Origin of the sequence: Microbacterium meiriae (assembly GCF_025143875.1) — a bacterium.
Lineage (GTDB): Bacteria > Actinomycetota > Actinomycetes > Actinomycetales > Microbacteriaceae > Microbacterium > Microbacterium meiriae.
Window position 1 is genome coordinate 22185 of the sequence record NZ_JAMBDU010000020.1, and the last position, 17922, is coordinate 40106.

Annotated in this window: 22 protein-coding genes; 10 read left to right on the forward strand and 12 right to left on the reverse strand. The window is 72.7% G+C overall.

Features of this window, described 5'->3' with window-relative positions; genetic code table 11:
- Positions 1–3: 3 nt before the first annotated feature.
- Positions 4–1092 carry an alcohol dehydrogenase catalytic domain-containing protein gene (locus M4D53_RS12480; protein ID WP_259954302.1) on the forward strand — a complete coding sequence of 363 codons (1089 nt, stop codon included), beginning with the start codon at positions 4–6 and terminating at the stop codon, positions 1090–1092.
- A 4-nt stretch (positions 1093–1096) separates the two neighbouring features.
- Here M4D53_RS12480 and M4D53_RS12485 read toward each other — a convergent pair whose 3' ends face one another.
- A complete protein-coding gene (locus tag M4D53_RS12485) occupies positions 1097–1606 on the reverse strand; it encodes a CinA family protein (protein ID WP_259954303.1) in 510 nt (169 codons plus the stop codon).
- 266 nt (positions 1607–1872) lie between these two features.
- Here M4D53_RS12485 and M4D53_RS12490 point away from each other — a divergent pair, with 266 nt between their 5' ends.
- Positions 1873–2550 (forward strand): DUF6766 family protein, encoded by a 678-nt coding sequence (locus tag M4D53_RS12490; RefSeq protein WP_259954344.1) that lies wholly within the window; start codon positions 1873–1875, stop codon positions 2548–2550.
- Here the strand turns inward: M4D53_RS12490 and M4D53_RS12495 are convergent.
- On the reverse strand, positions 2526–3059 hold the full coding sequence (locus M4D53_RS12495; RefSeq protein WP_259954304.1) for an FHA domain-containing protein: 534 nt from the start codon (positions 3057–3059) through the stop codon (positions 2526–2528). The genes M4D53_RS12490 and M4D53_RS12495 overlap by 25 nt on opposite strands.
- Positions 3060–3257: 198 nt before the next feature.
- On the opposite strand from M4D53_RS12495, the gene M4D53_RS12500 reads away from it, so the two are divergent.
- From M4D53_RS12500 to M4D53_RS12510, 3 genes are all read left to right on the forward strand, one after another.
- Positions 3258–3596 carry a DUF7882 family protein gene (locus M4D53_RS12500; RefSeq protein ID WP_187662330.1) on the forward strand — a complete coding sequence of 113 codons (339 nt, stop codon included), beginning with the start codon at positions 3258–3260 and terminating at the stop codon, positions 3594–3596.
- Positions 3597–3707: 111 nt separating this feature from the next.
- Positions 3708–4607 (forward strand): SDR family oxidoreductase, encoded by a 900-nt coding sequence (locus M4D53_RS12505; RefSeq protein WP_259954306.1) that lies wholly within the window; start codon positions 3708–3710, stop codon positions 4605–4607.
- Positions 4608–4666: 59 nt separating this feature from the next.
- Positions 4667–5584, forward strand: coding sequence for an EamA family transporter (locus M4D53_RS12510; RefSeq protein ID WP_259954308.1), 918 nt, complete (start codon positions 4667–4669; stop codon positions 5582–5584).
- A gap of 20 nt (positions 5585–5604) precedes the next feature.
- Here the strand turns inward: M4D53_RS12510 and M4D53_RS12515 are convergent, their stop codons facing one another.
- Both M4D53_RS12515 and M4D53_RS12520 read right to left on the reverse strand, forming a co-directional pair.
- Positions 5605–6369, reverse strand: a complete 765-nt coding sequence (locus tag M4D53_RS12515) for a YidC/Oxa1 family membrane protein insertase (RefSeq protein ID WP_259954310.1) — start codon at positions 6367–6369, stop codon at positions 5605–5607.
- A gap of 64 nt (positions 6370–6433) precedes the next feature.
- Entirely contained in the window at positions 6434–6706 is a 273-nt protein-coding gene (locus M4D53_RS12520; RefSeq protein ID WP_085606466.1) for a DUF6412 domain-containing protein, read from the reverse strand.
- Positions 6707–6798: 92 nt separating this feature from the next.
- On the opposite strand from M4D53_RS12520, the gene M4D53_RS12525 reads away from it, so the two are divergent.
- Positions 6799–7839, forward strand: coding sequence for an NAD(P)H-dependent flavin oxidoreductase (locus tag M4D53_RS12525; RefSeq protein WP_259954312.1), 1041 nt, complete (start codon positions 6799–6801; stop codon positions 7837–7839).
- A gap of 29 nt (positions 7840–7868) precedes the next feature.
- On the opposite strand, the gene purU is transcribed toward M4D53_RS12525, so the two are convergent.
- Complete coding sequence (gene purU / locus M4D53_RS12530; protein ID WP_187662325.1) at positions 7869–8720, reverse strand: formyltetrahydrofolate deformylase; 852 nt, start codon at positions 8718–8720, stop codon at positions 7869–7871.
- 83 nt (positions 8721–8803) lie between these two features.
- On the opposite strand from purU, the gene M4D53_RS12535 reads away from it, so the two are divergent.
- Positions 8804–10018, forward strand: a complete 1215-nt coding sequence (locus M4D53_RS12535) for a cation:proton antiporter (RefSeq protein ID WP_259954315.1) — start codon at positions 8804–8806, stop codon at positions 10016–10018.
- A complete protein-coding gene (locus M4D53_RS12540; protein WP_259954317.1) occupies positions 10015–10485 on the forward strand; it encodes a glutaminase in 471 nt (156 codons plus the stop codon). The genes M4D53_RS12535 and M4D53_RS12540 overlap by 4 nt, the downstream gene beginning before the upstream one ends.
- A 2-nt stretch (positions 10486–10487) precedes the next feature.
- On the opposite strand, the gene M4D53_RS12545 is transcribed toward M4D53_RS12540, so the two are convergent.
- The 4 genes from M4D53_RS12545 to M4D53_RS12560 are packed head-to-tail and all read right to left on the reverse strand — an operon-like array spanning position 10488 to position 13839.
- Positions 10488–11204: a glutamine amidotransferase-related protein gene (locus tag M4D53_RS12545; RefSeq protein WP_259954318.1), complete on the reverse strand. Its 717-nt coding sequence runs from the start codon at positions 11202–11204 to the stop codon at positions 10488–10490.
- 40 nt (positions 11205–11244) lie between these two features.
- Complete coding sequence (locus tag M4D53_RS12550) at positions 11245–11994, reverse strand: substrate-binding domain-containing protein (RefSeq protein ID WP_259954319.1); 750 nt, start codon at positions 11992–11994, stop codon at positions 11245–11247.
- A gap of 10 nt (positions 11995–12004) precedes the next feature.
- Positions 12005–12280 carry a hypothetical protein gene (locus M4D53_RS12555; RefSeq protein ID WP_259954320.1) on the reverse strand — a complete coding sequence of 92 codons (276 nt, stop codon included), beginning with the start codon at positions 12278–12280 and terminating at the stop codon, positions 12005–12007.
- On the reverse strand, positions 12277–13839 hold the full coding sequence (locus M4D53_RS12560; RefSeq protein ID WP_259954321.1) for a PspC domain-containing protein: 1563 nt from the start codon (positions 13837–13839) through the stop codon (positions 12277–12279). The genes M4D53_RS12555 and M4D53_RS12560 overlap by 4 nt, the downstream gene beginning before the upstream one ends.
- Positions 13840–13953: 114 nt before the next feature.
- Between M4D53_RS12560 and M4D53_RS12565 the strand changes: the two genes are divergently transcribed.
- Both M4D53_RS12565 and M4D53_RS12570 read left to right on the forward strand, forming a co-directional pair.
- The gene (locus M4D53_RS12565; RefSeq protein WP_259954322.1) at positions 13954–15180 is read left to right on the forward strand and encodes an ATP-binding protein; all 1227 of its coding nucleotides are present in this window, start codon (positions 13954–13956) and stop codon (positions 15178–15180) included.
- Positions 15173–15832, forward strand: a complete 660-nt coding sequence (locus tag M4D53_RS12570) for a LuxR C-terminal-related transcriptional regulator (protein ID WP_187662318.1) — start codon at positions 15173–15175, stop codon at positions 15830–15832. The genes M4D53_RS12565 and M4D53_RS12570 overlap by 8 nt, the downstream gene beginning before the upstream one ends.
- 6 nt (positions 15833–15838) lie before the next feature.
- Here M4D53_RS12570 and M4D53_RS12575 read toward each other — a convergent pair whose 3' ends face one another.
- The 3 genes from M4D53_RS12575 to M4D53_RS12585 form a co-directional block, all read right to left on the reverse strand.
- The gene (locus M4D53_RS12575) at positions 15839–16246 is read right to left on the reverse strand and encodes a DapH/DapD/GlmU-related protein (protein WP_025102471.1); all 408 of its coding nucleotides are present in this window, start codon (positions 16244–16246) and stop codon (positions 15839–15841) included.
- Between the two features lie 81 nt (positions 16247–16327).
- Entirely contained in the window at positions 16328–17101 is a 774-nt protein-coding gene (locus M4D53_RS12580; RefSeq protein WP_187662317.1) for a DNA-formamidopyrimidine glycosylase family protein, read from the reverse strand.
- Entirely contained in the window at positions 17101–17898 is a 798-nt protein-coding gene (locus M4D53_RS12585; RefSeq protein WP_259954323.1) for an EI24 domain-containing protein, read from the reverse strand. The genes M4D53_RS12580 and M4D53_RS12585 overlap by 1 nt, the downstream gene beginning before the upstream one ends.
- Positions 17899–17922: the final 24 nt, after the last annotated feature.

The following is a 17922-nucleotide window of genomic DNA, read 5'->3' on the forward strand; positions in this document are numbered from 1 at the left end:
GTCATGGGAACGCTGCTGATCCGCCCGCCCGGACACCGGAGGGACGTCGCGCTGCGCCCCGCGGCCACCGCGATGGTCTGGGTCGGCGAAGGGCATCCGCACGAGACGATCGCGGTCCCGGGGGTCGCGCTCGGCGATCAGGACGTGCTCGTCGCCGTGGAGATGTCCACGATCTGCGGGTCGGACGTGCACACCGTGCAGGGGCGCCGGTCCGCGCCGGCGCCGCTCGTCCTCGGGCACGAGAGCGTCGGTCGCGTCCTCGCGATGGGCGATGACGGTGCGGACGCGGTGGACGGCACGCCGCTGCGGATCGGCGACCGTGTGGTGTGGTCGGTGACGGTGTCGTGCGGCACCTGCGACCGTTGTCGGCGCGGCCTCACGCAGAAGTGCCGTGTTTTCGGCAAGTACGGCCACGACCGTGTCGGCGCCCACGGCGACCTGACAGGGGCGTTCGCCAGCCACGTGCAGCTGCGGGCGGGCACCGCGATCGTGCGCGTGCCGGAGGCGCTGCCCGCTGCGGTGCTGGCGCCTGCCGCCTGCGCGACAGCGACCGCGTGGGCCGCGGTGGCGCGTGCCGCCCGTGACATCGACCTCGACGGCGCCGCGGTGCGCATCCACGGCGCGGGTCTCGTGGGGATCAGTGCCGCCGCGATCGCCGCCGAGCACGGTGCCGTCGTCGAGGTGCGCGATCCGGACGACGACCGGCGCGCCTTCGCCTCCCGGTTCGGGGCCACCGCGCTCGATCGTGACCCGGACGTGGTGATCGAAGCCTCAGGGCATGCCGTCGGGGAGGCCCTCGCGGGCGTCGCCGTCGGCGGGACGGCGGTCCTCGTCGGCAGCGTGTTCCCTGCAGCCCCGGTCCCGCTGGACGCGGAGAATCTCGTCCGCCGACTCATCACGGTCGCGGGGGTACACAACTACGGTGCCGACGATCTCGCGGCAGCGGCGTCGTTTCTCGCGGGGCGCGGGCGCGCGTATCCGTTCGGCGAGGCCGTGGGGGCGGTGCGATCGCTCCTCGACATCGACGCCGCCCTCACCGAGGCGACAGCGCCGGGAGCCCCGCTGCGGGTCGGCCTCGTGCCGGGGCGCTGAGCTCTCAGTCGGACCCGGTGCGCCGGGGCCCCGCAGGGTGCAGCCCCTCGGCGTGGAAGGCGAGCAGTCGCACCGCGGCGTCGACGCTCGCCGACAGGATCTCGTCCGGATCGCCGGTCAGCGCCAGCCTCCGGTGCCCCGCGTCGTCGGCGGTCGCCCAGCCCAGGTAGACCGTGCCCGCGGGGTGACCGCCCTCCGGACCCGGCCCGCCCACGCCGGTGGTGGAGACGCAGATGTCGGCGTCGAAGAGCTCCCGCGCTCCCGCGGCGAGCTGCTCGGCGCAGGCCGCGGAGGTGGGGTCCGTCCCCGGGGTCAGCCCCAGCACCCGCTCCTTCACCTCCGTGAAGTACGCGACGATGCCGCCGGCGAACCAGCCGGAGGCCCCCTCGCCGGCGCCGATCGTGTTCGCGAGGCGTCCGGACGTGAGCGACTCGGCCACGCTCACGCGCAGGCCTCGGCTGCGGGCGAGCTCGCCGAGGCGTTCGAGGTCGGGGGTCTCGTTCGGTGCGGTCATCGGGCGCTCCTCTCATCGGTTCCGCCAGGCTACGGGTGCCGCGGAGCCCTGATGGAGGGGATTGACAACCGTGGCCGCGTCAAGCCCCTGGAGGGCACTCATCCTGCGCGCCATCGTCGGACCGTGGTCACACCGACGAAGGAGGCGGACATGGCGGAGGATGCGCGCGACACCGCGGGAATGCGGGCAGTCTTCTGGATCTGGGCGGGGATCATCGGCGTCGGTCTCGCCGTGATGATCGGCCTACCGCTGGGAGGGCGATGACGATGCGCTCGCGGATCAAGGACCACGCCCTCAGCCTCTTCTTCCTCGCGCTGTTCGCGCTCGCGCTCGGGGGCCAGGCGCTCGCGGGCTACCTCCGCAACAACGAGGAGCTCCTCGACCACGGGCAGCGGGCGATCGGCTTCGGGGACTTCCTCTGGTCGTCCGACTTCGCCGTCGACGTCGCCGAGAACTGGCAGTCGGAGTTCCTGCAGTTCTTCCTCTTCATCGCTGCGACGATCTGGTTCGTGCAGAAGGGATCGCCGGAGTCGAAGAAGCCCGGCGATGAGGGGCCGGGCAGCGATGCGGATCAGCTCGTCGGCCCGCACGCCCGCCCGGATTCGCCGCGGTGGGCCCGGGCGGGCGGATGGCGAGCCGCCGTGTTCGGCAACTCGCTGCTGATCGTGATGGGGGCGGTGTTCGTGCTGTCCTGGTTCGCGCAGTCGCTCGCCGGCACGGTCGTCATGAACGAGGAGAACGCGATGCACGGCGTCGCCGCGATCACCTGGGCCGACTACGTGACCAGCTCGGACTTCTGGGACCGGACGCTGCAGAACTGGCAGTCCGAGTTCCTCGCGGTCGGGACGATGGTCGCGTTCGCGATCTACCTCCGGCAGCGGGGGTCAGCGGAGTCCAAGCCCGTCGGCACCCCGCACCATCAGTCGGCCTTGGAGTCCGATTGAGAGAGCTCGTCGTTGACGTCGGCCTGCGAGAGCCGCTCGTCGTCGGCGTCGTAGCCCGGACGCGCCTCCTGCAGCGGCTGGTCGGAGAACTCGCCACCGAGGCGTCCGCCGAAGGGCCGGCCGTGGTCGGCGAACTCCTCGCGGGCGAACACCAGCTCCCACGGGCCCACCGTGAAGCGGGATCCGGTGCGCAGCGTCTCGGTGCGCTCGCCGGGGTGGGTGGCGTCCGCGTCGGGGTTGGAGTTCATCTCGCCGTCGGCGTGCAGGGTCACCACGTACTCGTCACGGTCGTCGTGCACGACCGTCGCGTGCACGGGCTCGGTGTCGGCGAGGCGCAGCTCGTTCCCTGCGGCGGAACCGATGCGCACCTCCTCCATGTCGAGCGCGAACTCCGTGCGCTCGTCGTCGCGCCGCACGCGCAGTCGCGGGTTGCCCGCGCCGCGCTCGGCGTGGGTGGTGCCGGGCGTGTAGCCCTCCTCGGGACGGTCGTCGATGTGGCGTTCAGTCATGGCGGTGCCCTCCTCGGGTGTCGATGATTCGAGGCTAACCCCCGCGCGGATCGTGCGCAGGGCCTTGACTTCGACGCCCACGTCGCCCTTCGAGGCCGATTTGCCGCGCGCCCCGTCCGAGGGCTTACCCTCTACCCATAGGCCGATCCCGGCAGTGTCCGCCGGGCTGAGGACCACCCGACCGAGGAGCATCACCCGATGGGCAAGTTCATCTACGAAGGCAGCGTGAAGACCGAGATCGAGGATCGGGCGCTCACGCACCTGCAGCTCGTGATCACGGCCAAGCTGCGCCGCGGCGAGCCGTTCCCGTTCAGCTGGCGTGAGGACGCCAGCGTGGGCGGCGGCCGGACCACCGTCTGGATCCAGCCGGGCAGCTCGCTCGTCTTCAAGTACTTCGGCAGCCGGCAGCCCGCCGTCAACCGGGCCTGGATCGAGGCGCTCGCCTTCACCGCCAACGCTCCCACCGGGCTCTACCTGGTTCCCGAGCCCGCCGAGAACGCTGAGCCCCCGCACGGCGACGCCCCCTCCGCCGGCTGAGGCCGGTTTCCCGGAGACCGCCCGGGGCTGTCAACCCCCTGCCGTCCGCCCTCCGAAGCCGCGAGGCTCGATCACGACCTGATCGTCAGCCCCATGACAGGAGGAGCGGAAATGACCGACACCACCCGCGACGGCGGCCTCACCGACCCCCGACACGCGCACCACGAGGACGGGTTCCCGGCGCAGAGCCAGGACCAGCCGGGCCTCACCGAGAAGACCACCCCGGAGCCCGACCACGGCGAGCAGTCCTACGTCGGCCACGGGCGGCTCGAGGGGCGGCGTGCCCTCATCACCGGCGGCGACTCGGGGATCGGGCGTGCCGTCGCGATCGCCTTCGCCCGCGAGGGCGCCGACGTGGCCATCGTGCACATGCCCGAGGAGCAGGAGGATGCGGAGGAGACGCTCGCGCTCGTCCGCGAGGCCGGTCGCACCGGTGTCAGCATCCCCGGCGACGTCCGCGAGGAGGCCTTCGCGACCGACGCCGTGCACCGCGCGCGCCGCGAACTCGGCGGACTCGACGTGCTCGTCCTCAACGCGGCCTACCAGCACGACATCGACGGCTTCGAGAACCTGGACACCGAGAAGATGCGTCGCGTGTTCGACACGAACCTCGCCGGTCTCGTCTTCTCGGCACGGGCCGCCTTCCCCGATCTCGAGCCCGGGTCGAGCATCATCGTCACGTCGTCGGTGCAGTCCGCGCAGCCGTCGCCGGGGCTCATCGACTACGCCATGACGAAGGCGGCGCAGGTCGCGTTCGTCAAGGCGCTCGCGGAGGAGGCGGGGCCGCGGGGCGTGCGCGTCAACGCCGTCGCGCCCGGTCCGATCTGGACGCCGCTGATCCCCGCGACCGGATGGGGGCCGGAGCGCCTGGAGACGTTCGGGCAGGACACGCCGCTGGGGCGCGCCGGCCAGCCCGCGGAACTCGCCGGAGCTTACGTGTACCTCGCCTCGGCGGAGTCGTCGTACGTGTCCGGAGCAGTCCTCGCAGTGACGGGCGGCAAGCCGCTCTGATCCGCGTGAGGAGGGCGCAGGCGGCGGGGAGGCAGGACCCCGCCGCCTAAGCTTGTCTGGTGCAGAGACCCGCGACATCCGGACCCCTCGTGGGCGTCGCCCTCGTCATCGGATCCTGCCTCTCCCTGCCGTTCGGCGCCGCCGTCGCCGCGCAGCTCTTCCCCGTCCTCGGGCCGTGGGGCGTGACATCGCTCCGCGTCGCGATCGCCGCGCTGCTGCTGGTCGTCATCGTGCGACCGCGGCCCCGCGCCTGGACCCGGTCGCAGTGGCTCGCCGCCGTGCTGTTCGGGGTGTCGCTGGCCGCGATGAACGGATTCTTCTACGCCGCCATCGACCGCATCCCTCTGGGACCCGCGGTGGCGATCGAATTCCTCGGGCCGCTCGTGCTCGCCGCCGTGCTGACCCGTCGTCTCCGGGATGCGGTGTGGGTGGGGGTGGCCCTGCTCGGCATGGCGCTGCTCGGCCTGGACGGCCTCGTCGGCGCCGAGCCCCTCGACCCGCTCGGCGTGGTCTTCATCCTCATCGCGGCCGGATTCTGGGTCATGTACATCAGGATGAGCGCGCGCGTCGGCGCCCTCATCCCCGGCAGCAGTGGGCTCGCGATGGGGCTCGTCGTCGCGGCCGTGCTCCTCATCCCCGTGGGTGTGCCCGCGGCGGCCACCGTGGCGCTGGACCCGCAGCTCCTCCTGCTCGCGGCGGTCACCGCGGTGCTCTCGTCCGTCATCCCGTACAGCTTCGAGCTCGCGGCGCTCCGACGGCTGCCGCAGCGGGTGTTCGGGGTGCTGCTGAGCCTCGAGCCGGCGTTCGCGACCCTCGCCGGGTGGCTCATCCTCGGACAGGACGCCACGCCGCTGCGGCTGCTCGCGGTGGCGCTCGTGATCGCGGCGAGCGTCGGGACCACTCTCGGCGTGCGCCGCGACCGGAGGGGCGACGGTGCCGCGGGACCGTTCACCGCTCCGATCCCGCTTCCGGACTGACCCCTCCGGCCGAGCGGCTCTCACGCCCGGACGACGGCCGGCTGCGGCAGCGGGTAGCGGCGGCGCAGGATCACCCGCTGCACGAGGGTCCACACCACCGTGACCGTGAGATAGAGCGCGGCGGCCAGGGGGACGAAGGCCGCGAACACCGCGGTGAGATAGTGCAGCGCCGACATCATCCGCAGCATGCCGGGGGAGCTGAGCGGGGAGTCGTCGCCTTCGACGGGGACCGGCCGGAACACCCGCCGGGTGACCTCGGCGACGGCGATCATCACGGCCAGCAGCACGCCGAAGACCGCGAACGTCGCCGGGGTCGCGGTGCCGCCGAACAGGGCCGACACCAGGCTCGTGCCGAGCGGGGCACCGAAGAGGTCGTGGGTGAGCAACTCGTTCGGGTGTCCGGCGATCTCCGGTCGCAGGAACAGGGTGTACAGCAGCCCGACGACGGGTGCCTGCGCCAGCACGGGCAGCATCCCCGCGAAGGGCGAGGTGTTCTCGGCCCGGTAAAGCGCCATCATCTCCTGCTGCAGGCGCTCCGGGTTCTTCCGGTGGCGCTGCTGCAGCGCGCGCAGTTTCGGGGCGAGGCGGGCTCTGGTCTGCTCGGCTCGGGCCTGGGAGATGCCGACAGGGATGAGGAGGGCGCGCACGAGGAGGGTCACCAGGACCACGGCGAGGGCGGCGGCGGAGGGGCCGGCGAGGGGTTCGAGAAGGGTGGAGAGGCCGTTCAAGGCACCGTAGGCGGCGTCCAGGAGCGCGGCGAGCGGAGGGAAGGCGAAGATGTCCACGGGAAGGTCCGTTCGATGAGGTCGGGAAGGGTCGGCGAAGGCCGCGCGGTCCCGGTCGGACGGACTACGCGGCGGTCGCGACTCCCGGCGCTCGCGGACGAGGGTGCCCGGCGGCATCCGGATCGCTCTGCGGGAGGAGCGTTCCGACATCGATCGCCCGCAGCGGGTGCGGGGCATCGGCGGAGGCCTGGTGGCGCACGCTCAGCACGAGCGCGAGCGTGAGGACGGTGACGGCGAGCAGCGCGATCGCGAGCCCGAGCGCGGCGGCATCCGGCATCGTCACAAGGCCGATCGCGGCCGCGACGAAGCCGAGCATCTGCCCGAACCACTCGCTCATGCCGCGAGCTTACCCCGTTCGAATCGCCTGAATCGCTGTATCCGGGCCGCCGATGGAGCCATTCAGGCGATTCGAAGGCGTACCGTCGGGGTATGGCGACAGAAGAACTTCTGGGAGTGGAGAATCCGATCGTGCTGGGGGCGTTCGGGGGGACCTCGTCGGTGGAGCTGACGGCGGCGGTGAGCGCGGCCGGCGGGCTCGGATCCTACGGTCTCTACGGCTACGACGGGGACCGGATCCGGGAGGTCGGGGCCGAGCTGCACCGCGCCACCGACCGCCCCTTCGCGCTGAACATCTGGCTGCCCCTGGGTGACGAGGCCGTGCCGAACCCGCAGCACACGGTCTTCGCGCAGGCGCTGGAGCCGTTCTACGAGGCCGTCGGGGTTCCGGTGCCGGCACGCCCCGAGCGCTACATGCCCGACCTCGACGAGCAGCTCGACGCGGTCTGGGAGGTCGCCCCCGCCGTGCTGAGCGTGGTGTTCGGGGTGCCGTCGCCCGCCGTCGTCGCCGAGGCCCGCGACCGCGGCATCCGGGTCGTCGGCACCGCCACCACGGTCGCCGAAGCGGTCGCGCTCGCCGAAGCCGGTGTCGATGCCGTCGTCGCGTCCGGAGCCGAGGCGGCCGGGCACCGCGTGTCGTTCCTGCGCCCCGCGACCGAGTCGCTCGTCGGCACCATCGCGCTCGTGCCCCAGGTCGTGGACGCCGTCGACGTGCCGGTCATCGCCGCCGGCGGGATCGCCGACCGCCGTGGGGTCGCTGCGGCCTTCGCCCTCGGTGCCTCCGGCGTGCAGGTGGGGACGGCGTTCCTCGCGACCGCCGAGTCCGCCGCGACCGCAGCGCACCGCGACGCCATCCGGACCACTGCCGCCGACGAGACCGTGCTGACGAAGGCGATGAGCGGACGCCTCGCCCGCGGAGCCCGCAATCGCGCGGTGCGGGCGATCGAGGCGAGCGACACGATCGCCCCGTTCCCGATGCAGAACTGGCTCACCGGACGCTTCCGCGCGGCGGCAGGAGAGCAGAATCTCGGCGAGCTGCAGTCGCTGTGGATGGGGCAGGCCGCCCCGCTCGCGCGCGGGACGACCGCCGCCGAGGTCTTCGCAGAGCTCGCCGCCGGAGTCCCCGGCCGGTGAGGAACGCCGACCGCTGAGCGGCCGGTGCGCTAGAGGATGACGGTCGAGCGGCCGTGCACGATCACGCGGTCCTCGGCATGCCACTGCACGGCACGGGCGAGCACCAGACGCTCGACGTCGGCGCCCCGGCTCTGCAGCTCGGCCGCGGACTCGGAGTGCGTGACCCGCGTGACGTCCTGCTCGATGATCGGCCCCTCGTCGAGGTCGGCTGTGGCGTAGTGCGCCGTGGCACCGATCAGCTTCACGCCGCGCTCCTTCGCCCTGGCGTAGGGGTTCGCGCCGATGAAGGCGGGCAGGAACGAGTGGTGGATGTTGATGACCGGGGCTTCGAGGCGCGTGATGAAGTCGTCGCTGAGGATCTGCATGTACCGGGCGAGCACGACGAGATCGACGTTGCCGCGGAGGAGGTCGAGCTGACGCTCCTCCATCGCCTGCTTGTCCGTCGAGGGGATGTGCACGAACGGCACTCCGAAGGAGCGGACCGCCTCGGCGAGGTCGGGGTGGTTCGAGACGACCATGGTGATGTCGATGTCGAGCTGCCCCCGCTGCGTGCGCCAGAGCAGCTCCATGAGGCAGTGGTCGTACTTCGAGACGAAGATCGCCACGCGCTTGCGCCGGGCGACGTCGTGCAGCGACCACTCCATGCCGAAGCGCTCCGCGACCGCCGCGATGTCGGCCTCCAGGGCGGGGCGCGCGGCGGACAGGCCGTCGAGGTGGATGACCGTCCGCTGGAAGAATCGGCCACCCTCGGAGTCGGTCGAGTGCTGGTCGAGCGAGATGATGTTCGCCCCGTGCCGGGCGAGCACGCCGGCGACCGCGGCGACGATGCCGGGCTGGTCGTCGCAGGCGATCAGCAGTCGGGCGGTATCGGGCTGGGTCATGGCTGCTCCTCGGGGTGTGCATCGATTCTGCCGTGTCGCGCGGGCGGGGAGCGAATCGCCCGCGGCGTCGCTACCCTGAGACCGTGGATGCGAGCGACGTCGGACTGGTGCTGATCCCGCTGCTGGCGGTGGCCGCACCGCTTCTCGCACGCGGCGTCCGTCCGCTCGTCCGGGTGCCGATCGTCGTGTTCGAGCTCGTCCTCGGCATCCTCGTCGGTCCTGCCGTGCTCGGCTGGGTGGAGCCAGGGCCCCTCCTGGAGAAGCTCAGCGACTTCGGCCTGGCCGTGCTGTTCTTCGTCGCGGGCTCCGAGATCGACTTCCGCCAGGTGGCGGGCAAGCCGCTCGCGCGGGCGTCGCTGGGCTGGCTGCTCAGCGTGGTGCTGGGCATCGGACTCGGCTTCTTCTTCGCCCCGGGGGAGGGCATGGTCGTCATCGGGATCGCGTTGAGCTCGACCGCCCTCGGCACGCTGATGCCGATCCTGCGCGATGCGAAGGAGCTGGACACCCCGTTCGGCCGTGCCATCAGCACGATCGGCGCCGTGGGGGAGTTCCTGCCGCTGATCGCGATCTCGATCTTCCTGAGCACCCGGACGACACCCCTGGCCACGGCGGTGCTGCTGACTTTCGTCGTGCTGGCGGGGCTCGCCGTCCTCGTCGCGCACCGGGTGCCGCACGGGCGCCTGCACGGCATCGTGCGCGCGACCCTCCACACCTCCGACCAGTTCGGGGTGCGCTTCGTGATCCTCCTCATCGCGGCCCTCGTCGGCCTCAGCGTGATGCTCGACCTGGACATGCTCCTCGGCGCCTTCGTCGCGGGGGCCATCTGGCGCATCATCATGGCGCGGGCACCCGAGAAGGACGCGGCCGAGGTCGAGAGCAAGATCGAGGGGCTCGCGTTCGGCTTCCTCGTCCCGGTGTTCTTCCTCTACACGGGCGTGACCTTCGACCTGCAGGCGCTGCTGACGTCTCCCTCGGCGATGTCCCTGGTGCCGGTGTTCCTGCTGGCGCTCCTGGTGATCCGCGGATCGGCCGCCCAGCTGTCCGCCCCGGCGGGCGCGAGCGGACGCGACCGTGCCGCCCTCGGCCTGCTCGCGGCCACCGGGCTGCCGATCATCGTCGCGGTCACCGCGATCGGCGTGGACCAGGACATGCTCGACTCGGGGACCGCGGCCGCGCTCGTCGGGGCGGGCATGCTGTCGGTGCTCCTGTACCCGCTGATCGGGATGACGCTGCGGGGCGATCGTGCGCAGGTCGCGGGCCCGCGCCTCGCCGACCAGACCACGCTGGGGGAGCTGTGACCACCGCCTCCGCCCTGCTGACCCAGGCCGTGCAGGAGCTCGCCGGCGCACCCCGCGAGGGCCTCGGCGAGGAGAAGGACTCGCGCTGGCGCGGGCGGCGGATCGTCCGTGTCGGCGAGGCCTGGCACCTCGGCGTCATCCTGCTCACCGACACGCATGCCCTGGCGACGGCGGAGGTGCTCCGCGCGGCGGACCCGGGGCGTCGGGGATACACCGCCGAGTCGGCGCGGGCACGGGCCGAGCGCCGGGCCCTCGCGCTCCGGGGCGGCTTCCATGAGGGGGATGTCGTGCACGTCGGGTGGAGCGTGATCGACGTCGACGCGGTGGATGCCGGAGGCTCCTCCGGTCCGCTCGCGCTCATCGACGGCGTGCCGTCGGTGCGCTGGAGTCAGGCGGGTGGTTTCATGCCGCTGGACGCCTACCTGCGCGAGCGCGTCCCGCTGCTCCGCGGCGACGCGCCGACCTGAATTCAGCCGAACAGCTCGGCGAAGCGGCGGAGCAGGGCGGCACCCTCGGTGACCGAGGCCGCGAGGACCTCCTGCTGCACCGCGTCGAACTGGGCCGGATCGAAGTACCCCGTCGTGCGGTAGAACGTCATGCGGTCGGCGAAGTCGCGCGGCGTCGGCTCGGGATGGAACTGCGCGGCGTACAGGTGCGTCCCCACCCGGTAGGCCTGCACGGGGCAGGTCGCGTTGGTGGCGAGCAGCACGGCTCCCGGCGGAGTCGAGGCGGCGCTCTCCTTGTGCGCGGTGAAGACGGTGAGTGCCGGACCGGACGGGCCGAACACGGGATCGACGGCGCCCTCCGGCGTCGTGTCGATGACGGTCGCGCTCGCCGCCTCCGGCATGGTCGTCACGACCTCGCCGCCGAGGAGGCGGGTGAGCACCCCGATGCTGAAGCACGTGAAGAAGGCGGCGATCCGCTGTTCCCGTGCGGCGCGGGCGAGCGTCTCCAGATCGGCCTCCACGCGCCGCTGCACCGGGGTCTTCTCGACGTCCGTGACGTTGAACGGCGAACCGCCGATGACGACGCCGCGGTAGCGATCCAGGTGGGCCGCGGTCAGCGGCTCGTGGAGCAGGTCGAGACGATCGACCACGTCGACCCCGAGGGCCCGCCGGAACGAAGCGTGCTCGGCATCCGCCGCCCCGGTCTCGGGTCGCACGCAGACGTAGAGAAGCGAGGCCATCAGGCGAGTCTAACGAGGGGGAGCGTCCCGGCCCGACGGCTCAGCGGGACGAGTTCGCGGTGCGTCCTCGGACGATCCCGACGAAGGTCTCGACGTCAGGCGTGGTTCGGTCGCGCGGCCAGGCGAGGGCCACGGTCGAGACCGGGCCGTCGGCGAGGACCCGATAGTCGGCGTCCTTCCGGTGGTGCAGTCGGGCCAGTGACATCGGGACGAGGACGACGCCCACACCGGTCGCCGCCGTGGCGATCGCGTCGGCGGTCGACAGGGGTCCGACGCGTGCAGGGATGGTGCCCGGCACCTCCACCGGCCCGAGCACGTCGTCGGACAGGGAGTGCAGCACCTCGCCGTCGAGGTCGGCGGTCGTCAGCTCGTCCGCCGCGAGCAGGTGCGAATCGGTCGAGGCCACGACGACGGGGACCTCGTCGTACAGCGGGATGACGTGCAGGGCGTCGTCGTCCAGCGGGAGGCGCACGAGGGCGGCGTCGAGATCGTCGAGCGCCTCTCGCTGCGCGGCGACCTCGATCGCGACGAGCTCGAGGGCCACGTGGGGCAGGCGCCGCTTCCACGTGTCGATCCACTTGCCCGGCGTCGCTCCGGGCACGGCGCCGAGGCGGAACGTCCGCGGCTCCTCGGGTGCGGCGGTCGGAGCGTCGAACACGACCTTCTCGGCGCGGGGCGAGCGGCGCGGAGCCGGCTTCCCCTGGCGTGAGCCGCCGCCCGCGGCACGGCCCCGGTGGGCGGGTGAGCCCTTGCCGGAGCCCTTCGCGGGTCGTCGTCCCTGGTGCGCCATGGGATCCAGGCTACTCGGGGTCCTCCGAGTCCTCGGCGGGGGAGTTCCGCTGAGTCCGGCGGACCAGCCCGGTGACACCGCCCACGAGGAACAGAGCTCCCGCGGTGAGGAGCACGATCGTGAGCAGGGTGGCGGGAGTCATCGTCCCCACGCCGTCGGCCAGCGCGGCGCGGCGATCCGCGTCGCCGAGGAACCACAGCGCCCCCGCGGCGATCGCGGCGAAGGTCGTGCCCCAGATGATGGATGCCCAGCGCACCCGTGGTGCGGTGATGGTCTCGGTGCTCATTCCTGGCCCTCCTCGGGCTCCTGCAGGGTCACGACGATGACGCCGCTCGACTGGTCGATGGTCACGGGCTGGATCGTGGAGGGGCTGCCCTCCTCGGCGGAGATGTTCGCGGTGAGGACGTTCTCCTCGCCCCGTGGCCGGGTCGAGATGACGCCGGTGTCCATGACCATCGGATCGTCCGGATCGACGCGGAGCCAGCTCACCTCCACGTCGTCGCCGACGGTGCCGCGGAGCTGCAGCTGCACGCCTGCAGCCACGAAGATCTCGGTCCGCCCCGACCCCTTCTCGATCTCGATGGGGCGAGGGCCGCCGTCGTGCGGGTGGAGCTGCAGGTACAGATCACCGAACGGCTGTCGAACGTGCGCCTCCTGGTTGTTCGTGAGCGAGGCGTACCCGAGGGTGAGACCGGGCATCGTGGACAGGAAGCCCGTGAGGAGACCCGCGGCCAGCGTCAGCACGGTGAGGAAGGCCAGGGCGCCGCTGCGGCGACGGAGGGCTCCGGCCGTGATCATCGCCAGGGCCAGGACCAGTGCGCCGGACAACAGCCCCAGCGCCCCACCGACGGGTTCTCCGACGGCGAGTCCCACCCCGGCGCCGACGACGATGGCGAGGCCGAGGGCGGTCATGACGAACGGGAAGCCGGCTCGCGGGTTCGATGCGCGGCGAAGGCGTCGGCGCTCCGCGGCCTCGGCGGCGAACACGGCGGCTTCGGCCTGACGCTCCCGGCGGAGCTGGTCGCGTGCGGCGCGCTCCGCATCCTGCTGCTGACGGCGCCACGCCTGATCCTGCTCCTTCCAGGCGGCGTGCTGGGCGCGCCAGGCTTCCAGCGCGGCGGGGTCCTGCGTGCCGGGTGGCAGGGGGGCCGGAGGCGCGGGGATGGCGAGGACGTCGTGCCCGACGGCGTCGGCGAGCGGAAGCGGGGGAGGCGCGTCCGCCGCCGGGGGAGGAGTGGCGTCCGCCCCCGTGGCGGGACCCGAACCCGCGAGGGGGGCGGACGCGGCCGGGGCCGCCGGATCTGCGGAAGCCCCCGGCAGATCCGGCGCGGAAGCGCCCGGGGTGCGGCGCGCGGCACGCACGATGAGGAAGAGCAAGGCGGCGGCGAGCACGAGCCCGACCACCCAGGTGAAGGTCGACAGTGCCGACCAGCCGTCGTAGCCGAGTCCGAACAGGCGCCCGGTGAGCGGGGCCGTCGGGAAGAGGCCGATCACGGCGAGGGCGAGGATGCCGAGCTGCACGGGGTCGTACCGGCGCTGCAGCAGATCGCGCAGGTGCACGCGGCCGTCGACGTCCGGCAGCACGGCCCAGGCGAGGGCGTACAGGAACAGGGCCGGAAGACCGAAGAGGGCCGCGACGACGAGGACCCCGCGCACGATCAGCGGATCGATGCGCAGCCGGATCGCGATGCCCGCGGCCACGCCGCCGAGCCACCCGTCGGTGCGGACGACGCCGAGGCCGGCGACCCACAGCAGGAAGCGGTCGGCGCCGCGCGGTGCGCGAGGGGTGTCCGGCGTCGACGGGGCGGGCTCGGCGGGCGGCGGCGGAGCGGTCGGAATCGTCATGAGTCGATCCTCGCGGTCGCCGGCGCCGTGAGGCCATGGGGGGATCCCCTGAGCGCACCCTGATTCCGCGCCGGGGAGGACCCCGAGCGGGGGACAGGATGATTGGATGACGGTATGTCCTCCGCCGTCTCCACGCTCCCCGGCCCCGCGCCGGCGACCGTGCGTCCGGCGCTGACCCGCGACCGCGACGCTCTCGTGACCGGAGTGAGCGCCGGGCTCGCGCGGCACCTCGGAGTGCACGTGGGCCTGGTGCGGGCGCTGTTCGTCGCCCTGACGCTCTGCGGGGGTGCGGGCGTGCTCCTGTACGCCTGGTGCTGGACCTTCATGCCGTGGACGGAGGGGACGACGGCGCCGACGCGTCGCCTCCCGGTCGCCTGGCTCCTGCTGGTCCCCGCGGCCGTCGGCGCCCTCGTCATCGTGGTGTGGCGCGGGGGCAGCGACTGGCTGAACGGCTCGATCCCTCCGGGGACGGCGGCCGTGGTGGTCGGCGGGACCACGCTGTGCGCGACCGCCTCCGGGCTGTGGGCGACGCTCATCGATCGCACAGACACGGCGCGCGGCCCCCGGCACACCACCACCGTCCGCATCCTCGCGGTGCTCATCCTCGGCCTCGTGGTCCTCCTGCTCCTCTCGTGGCCGATCGCCCGCTCGGGCGTCGTGCTCGTGCTGCTCCCGCTGACCGGGCTGGTCGCGGTGGTGGCTTCGGCCCTCATTCCGCGCTGGCGGGAGCTGGCCGGAGAGCGGGTGCGCCGCATCCGGGAGGAGCAGCGCAGCGTGATGGCCGCCCACCTGCACGACTCGGTGCTGCAGACGCTCGCCCTCATCCAGAACCGGGCCGGGGCATCGAGCGAGGCGGCACGGCTGGCCCGGGCGCAGGAGCGGGAGCTGCGCGCGTGGCTCTACGACGGGGACGCCCCGGCGGACAGCGACCTGCCGACCGACCTGCGCGACTACGCAGCGGCGCTGGAGATCGACCACCCGGTCCGGATCGACGTGGTCTCGGCCGGGCTGTCTGCGGAGCGGGCGAGCGGCGAGCTGGCGGCCGCAGCCCGGGAGGCGATGCTGAACGCCGCCCGGCACGCCGGCGGCGAGATCTCGGTGTACATCGAGGGGCGCATCGACGGGGTCGACGTGTTCATCCGGGATCGCGGTCCCGGGTTCCGGCTCGCCGACGTGCCCGGCGATCGCCTCGGTGTGCGGGAGTCGATCATCGGGCGCCTGCGTCGCGCGGGTGGCACGGGTTCGGTGCGCAGCGACGACGCCGGTACCGAGGTGCATCTGCGCCTGCCCACCGTCTCGTCCCCGGAGCGGGGCGCCGGCCGACAGGAGCCCCGTGGCTGACCGTCTCCGCGTCGTGATCGTCGACGACCACTCCATCTTCCGCTCAGGCCTGCGGGCCGACCTCGATGCGAGCGTGGAGGTCGTGGGGGAGGCCGCAGACGTGCCCACGGCGATCGCCGTGATCGCGGAGACGGCGCCCGACGTGGTGCTCCTCGATGTGCACCTTCCGGGCGGCGAGGGTGACGACGCGACCGGCGGGGAAGCCGTGATCCGAGGGACGGGACCGACGACCACGCGCTTCCTGGCCCTCAGCGTCTCCGATGCCGCGGCCGATGTCGTGCGGGTCATCCGGGCCGGGGCGCGTGGCTACATCACGAAGGGCTCGTCAGGCGGCGAGGTGAGCGCCGCCGTGCACGCCGTCGCCGAGGGGGACGCGGTGTTCTCGCCGCGGCTCGCGGGATTCGTGCTCGACGCGTTCGGCGCCGTGGCCGGCGAGACCGCCACCGCGACCGACGAACTCGACCGCCTCTCCTCGCGCGAGCAGGAGGTGATGCGGTTGATCGCCCGCGGCTACGCGTACAAGGAGGTCGCCACCGCCCTCTTCATCTCGATCAAGACCGTCGAGACGCACGTGTCGTCGGTGCTGCGCAAGCTGCAGCTCTCCTCCCGCCACGAGCTCACCGCGTGGGCGTCGGAGCGGCGCCTGCTCTGAGAGCGGTCAGGCCGCCAGCCAGAGACCCTTCTGATCGGTGGCGACGGTGAGCCCCGCCGCGACCGTTTCGTCGTCGCCGATGCGGGCGCCCCGCACGATGCGGGCCCCGGCCCCGATGTCGGTGCGGACCCCGACGTGCGCGTGGTCGCCGACCGCCGCGCCCTGGCCGACGTGCGCGTGGGCGTCGATGTACGCGCCCTCGCCGATCACGGCGTCCTCGTCCACCCACGCACCGCGGGCGACGATGGCCCCCGCTCCGACGCGTGCTCCCGGTTCGATGTAGGCCCCCGCCTCGATGTGCGCCTTCGGATGCACCTTGGCGCCATGCGCGACGAGACCGCGACCGTTGGCGTGCTTGCGGTACCGCAGCGTCGCTCCGTGGTCGTTCTCGATGTCGACGTAGTTCTTGCCCACGATTCCTCCCGTGCTCCGGAGTTCTCCGGATATATCAACAACCACGAGAGGGGGAGATTCATTCCCGCGGATGGATACCGCTCAGCGCTGGCACCGAGGGCACCAGAACGTGATCCGCTCACGGGTCGGATCCGCCCCCAGCTCCCCGCGACGGATGAGCGTTCCGCAGCGTCGGCAGGGGCGTCCGGCGCGTCCGTAGACCCACGTGGACTGTCCCGGGCGGTCGATGCCGGTGAAGGTGCGGTTGCGGCGGTCGCGGTTCGCGCGGATGGTCCGCACGCCCAGGTCGAGGAGGGCGGCCACGTCGACCTCGGGAGTCGGCGTGGTCGGCAGGATTCCCCGGAGGAACAGGAGTTCTGCCGCGTACTCGTTGCCGAACCCCGCGACGTTGCGCTGATCGAGCAGGGCGACGTGGATGGCCCGGGTGTCGGTGCCGAGCCGCCGTGCGGCCTCGATCGGGTCCCAGTCGGCCGCGAGCGGGTCGGGGCCGAGGTAGCCGACGAGGTCGTCCTCGTCGCGGGTGGGGACGACCTCGACTTCGGCGATGTCCACGCCCACGGCCTCGCGTTCGGCCGTGCCGACGATCGCCCGCACCTTGAACGCGGGATGCCGCCACTTCTCACCGGGCCGGTACACGAACCACGCACCGTCCATGCGCAGATGCGAATGCAGCGTGCTCTCGCCGATCCGCAGCAGCAGGTGCTTCCCGCGGGGGACGGCGCCCTGCACCCGCTGGCCGGTCAGATCGAGGGTCGCGAAGCGCGGAACGCGGAGGTCGAAGCGCGTGACCTGCCCGCCGGCGAGGGCCTCGTCCAGGCGGCGTGCGGTGCGGAAGACGGTATCGCCCTCGGGCATCAGGCGATCCCGGGTGTGCGGTCGTGCGGCACGGCCGCACTCGCCGTCGGCTGGACGGCGGCGAGTGGGGTGCGTGCCTGCATGTCTCGCGCCAGCATCGTGCTCCCCGCGACCGCGGCCGGCATCACGGCGACGGCACCCCCGGGGATCAGGAAGCACAGCTGGGTCGCGACGCCGAAGCCCAGCACGCGGGCGCGACTGCCGGAGAACAGCGCGGCCCGGGCGGCGGGGCTGAGGTCACGGGCGTCGAAGGCGCGACCGGTCAGCTCCCGCGCCAGCAGGCGGCCCGTGAGGACGACACCGGAGACCGCTCCGAGGACACCGCCGACGCCGGGCACCAGGCCGATGAGGAGCACGAGGAGCGCGATCAGGATGCCGAGCACGACGAGCCGGAGGCCCTCGCCGACGGTCGTCCAGAAGCTGCCGCCATCCGCAGGAGGCGGGTCGCCGAGGTCCTTCTCGACGGCGTGCCAGATGCGCTGGTAGAACGGGTCGCCGATCGTGAGGGTGAGAGCGCTGAACACGGAGCTGGCCAGAGCGAGTGCGGCGGCGACCACGACGAGGCCGACCGCGGTCCGCAGGACGCCGCGCCAGGGCTCCACCCAGCCGTCGGCGAACGGGGTGAGCCAGGCTGTCAGCGAGGGCATCGACAGGATCAGCGGCACGAGGACGGCGGCGAGGAGGACGAGCGCGATGATCGCGGGGACGAGTCCGAGCGCCATCAGCCCCGGACGGGTGCGCCACACGCCGAACCCGCGGAACAGGGTGCGGACGCCGGCGGCGAACTCTCGGATCATGGCTCCAGGGTAGGGGTGGATCGG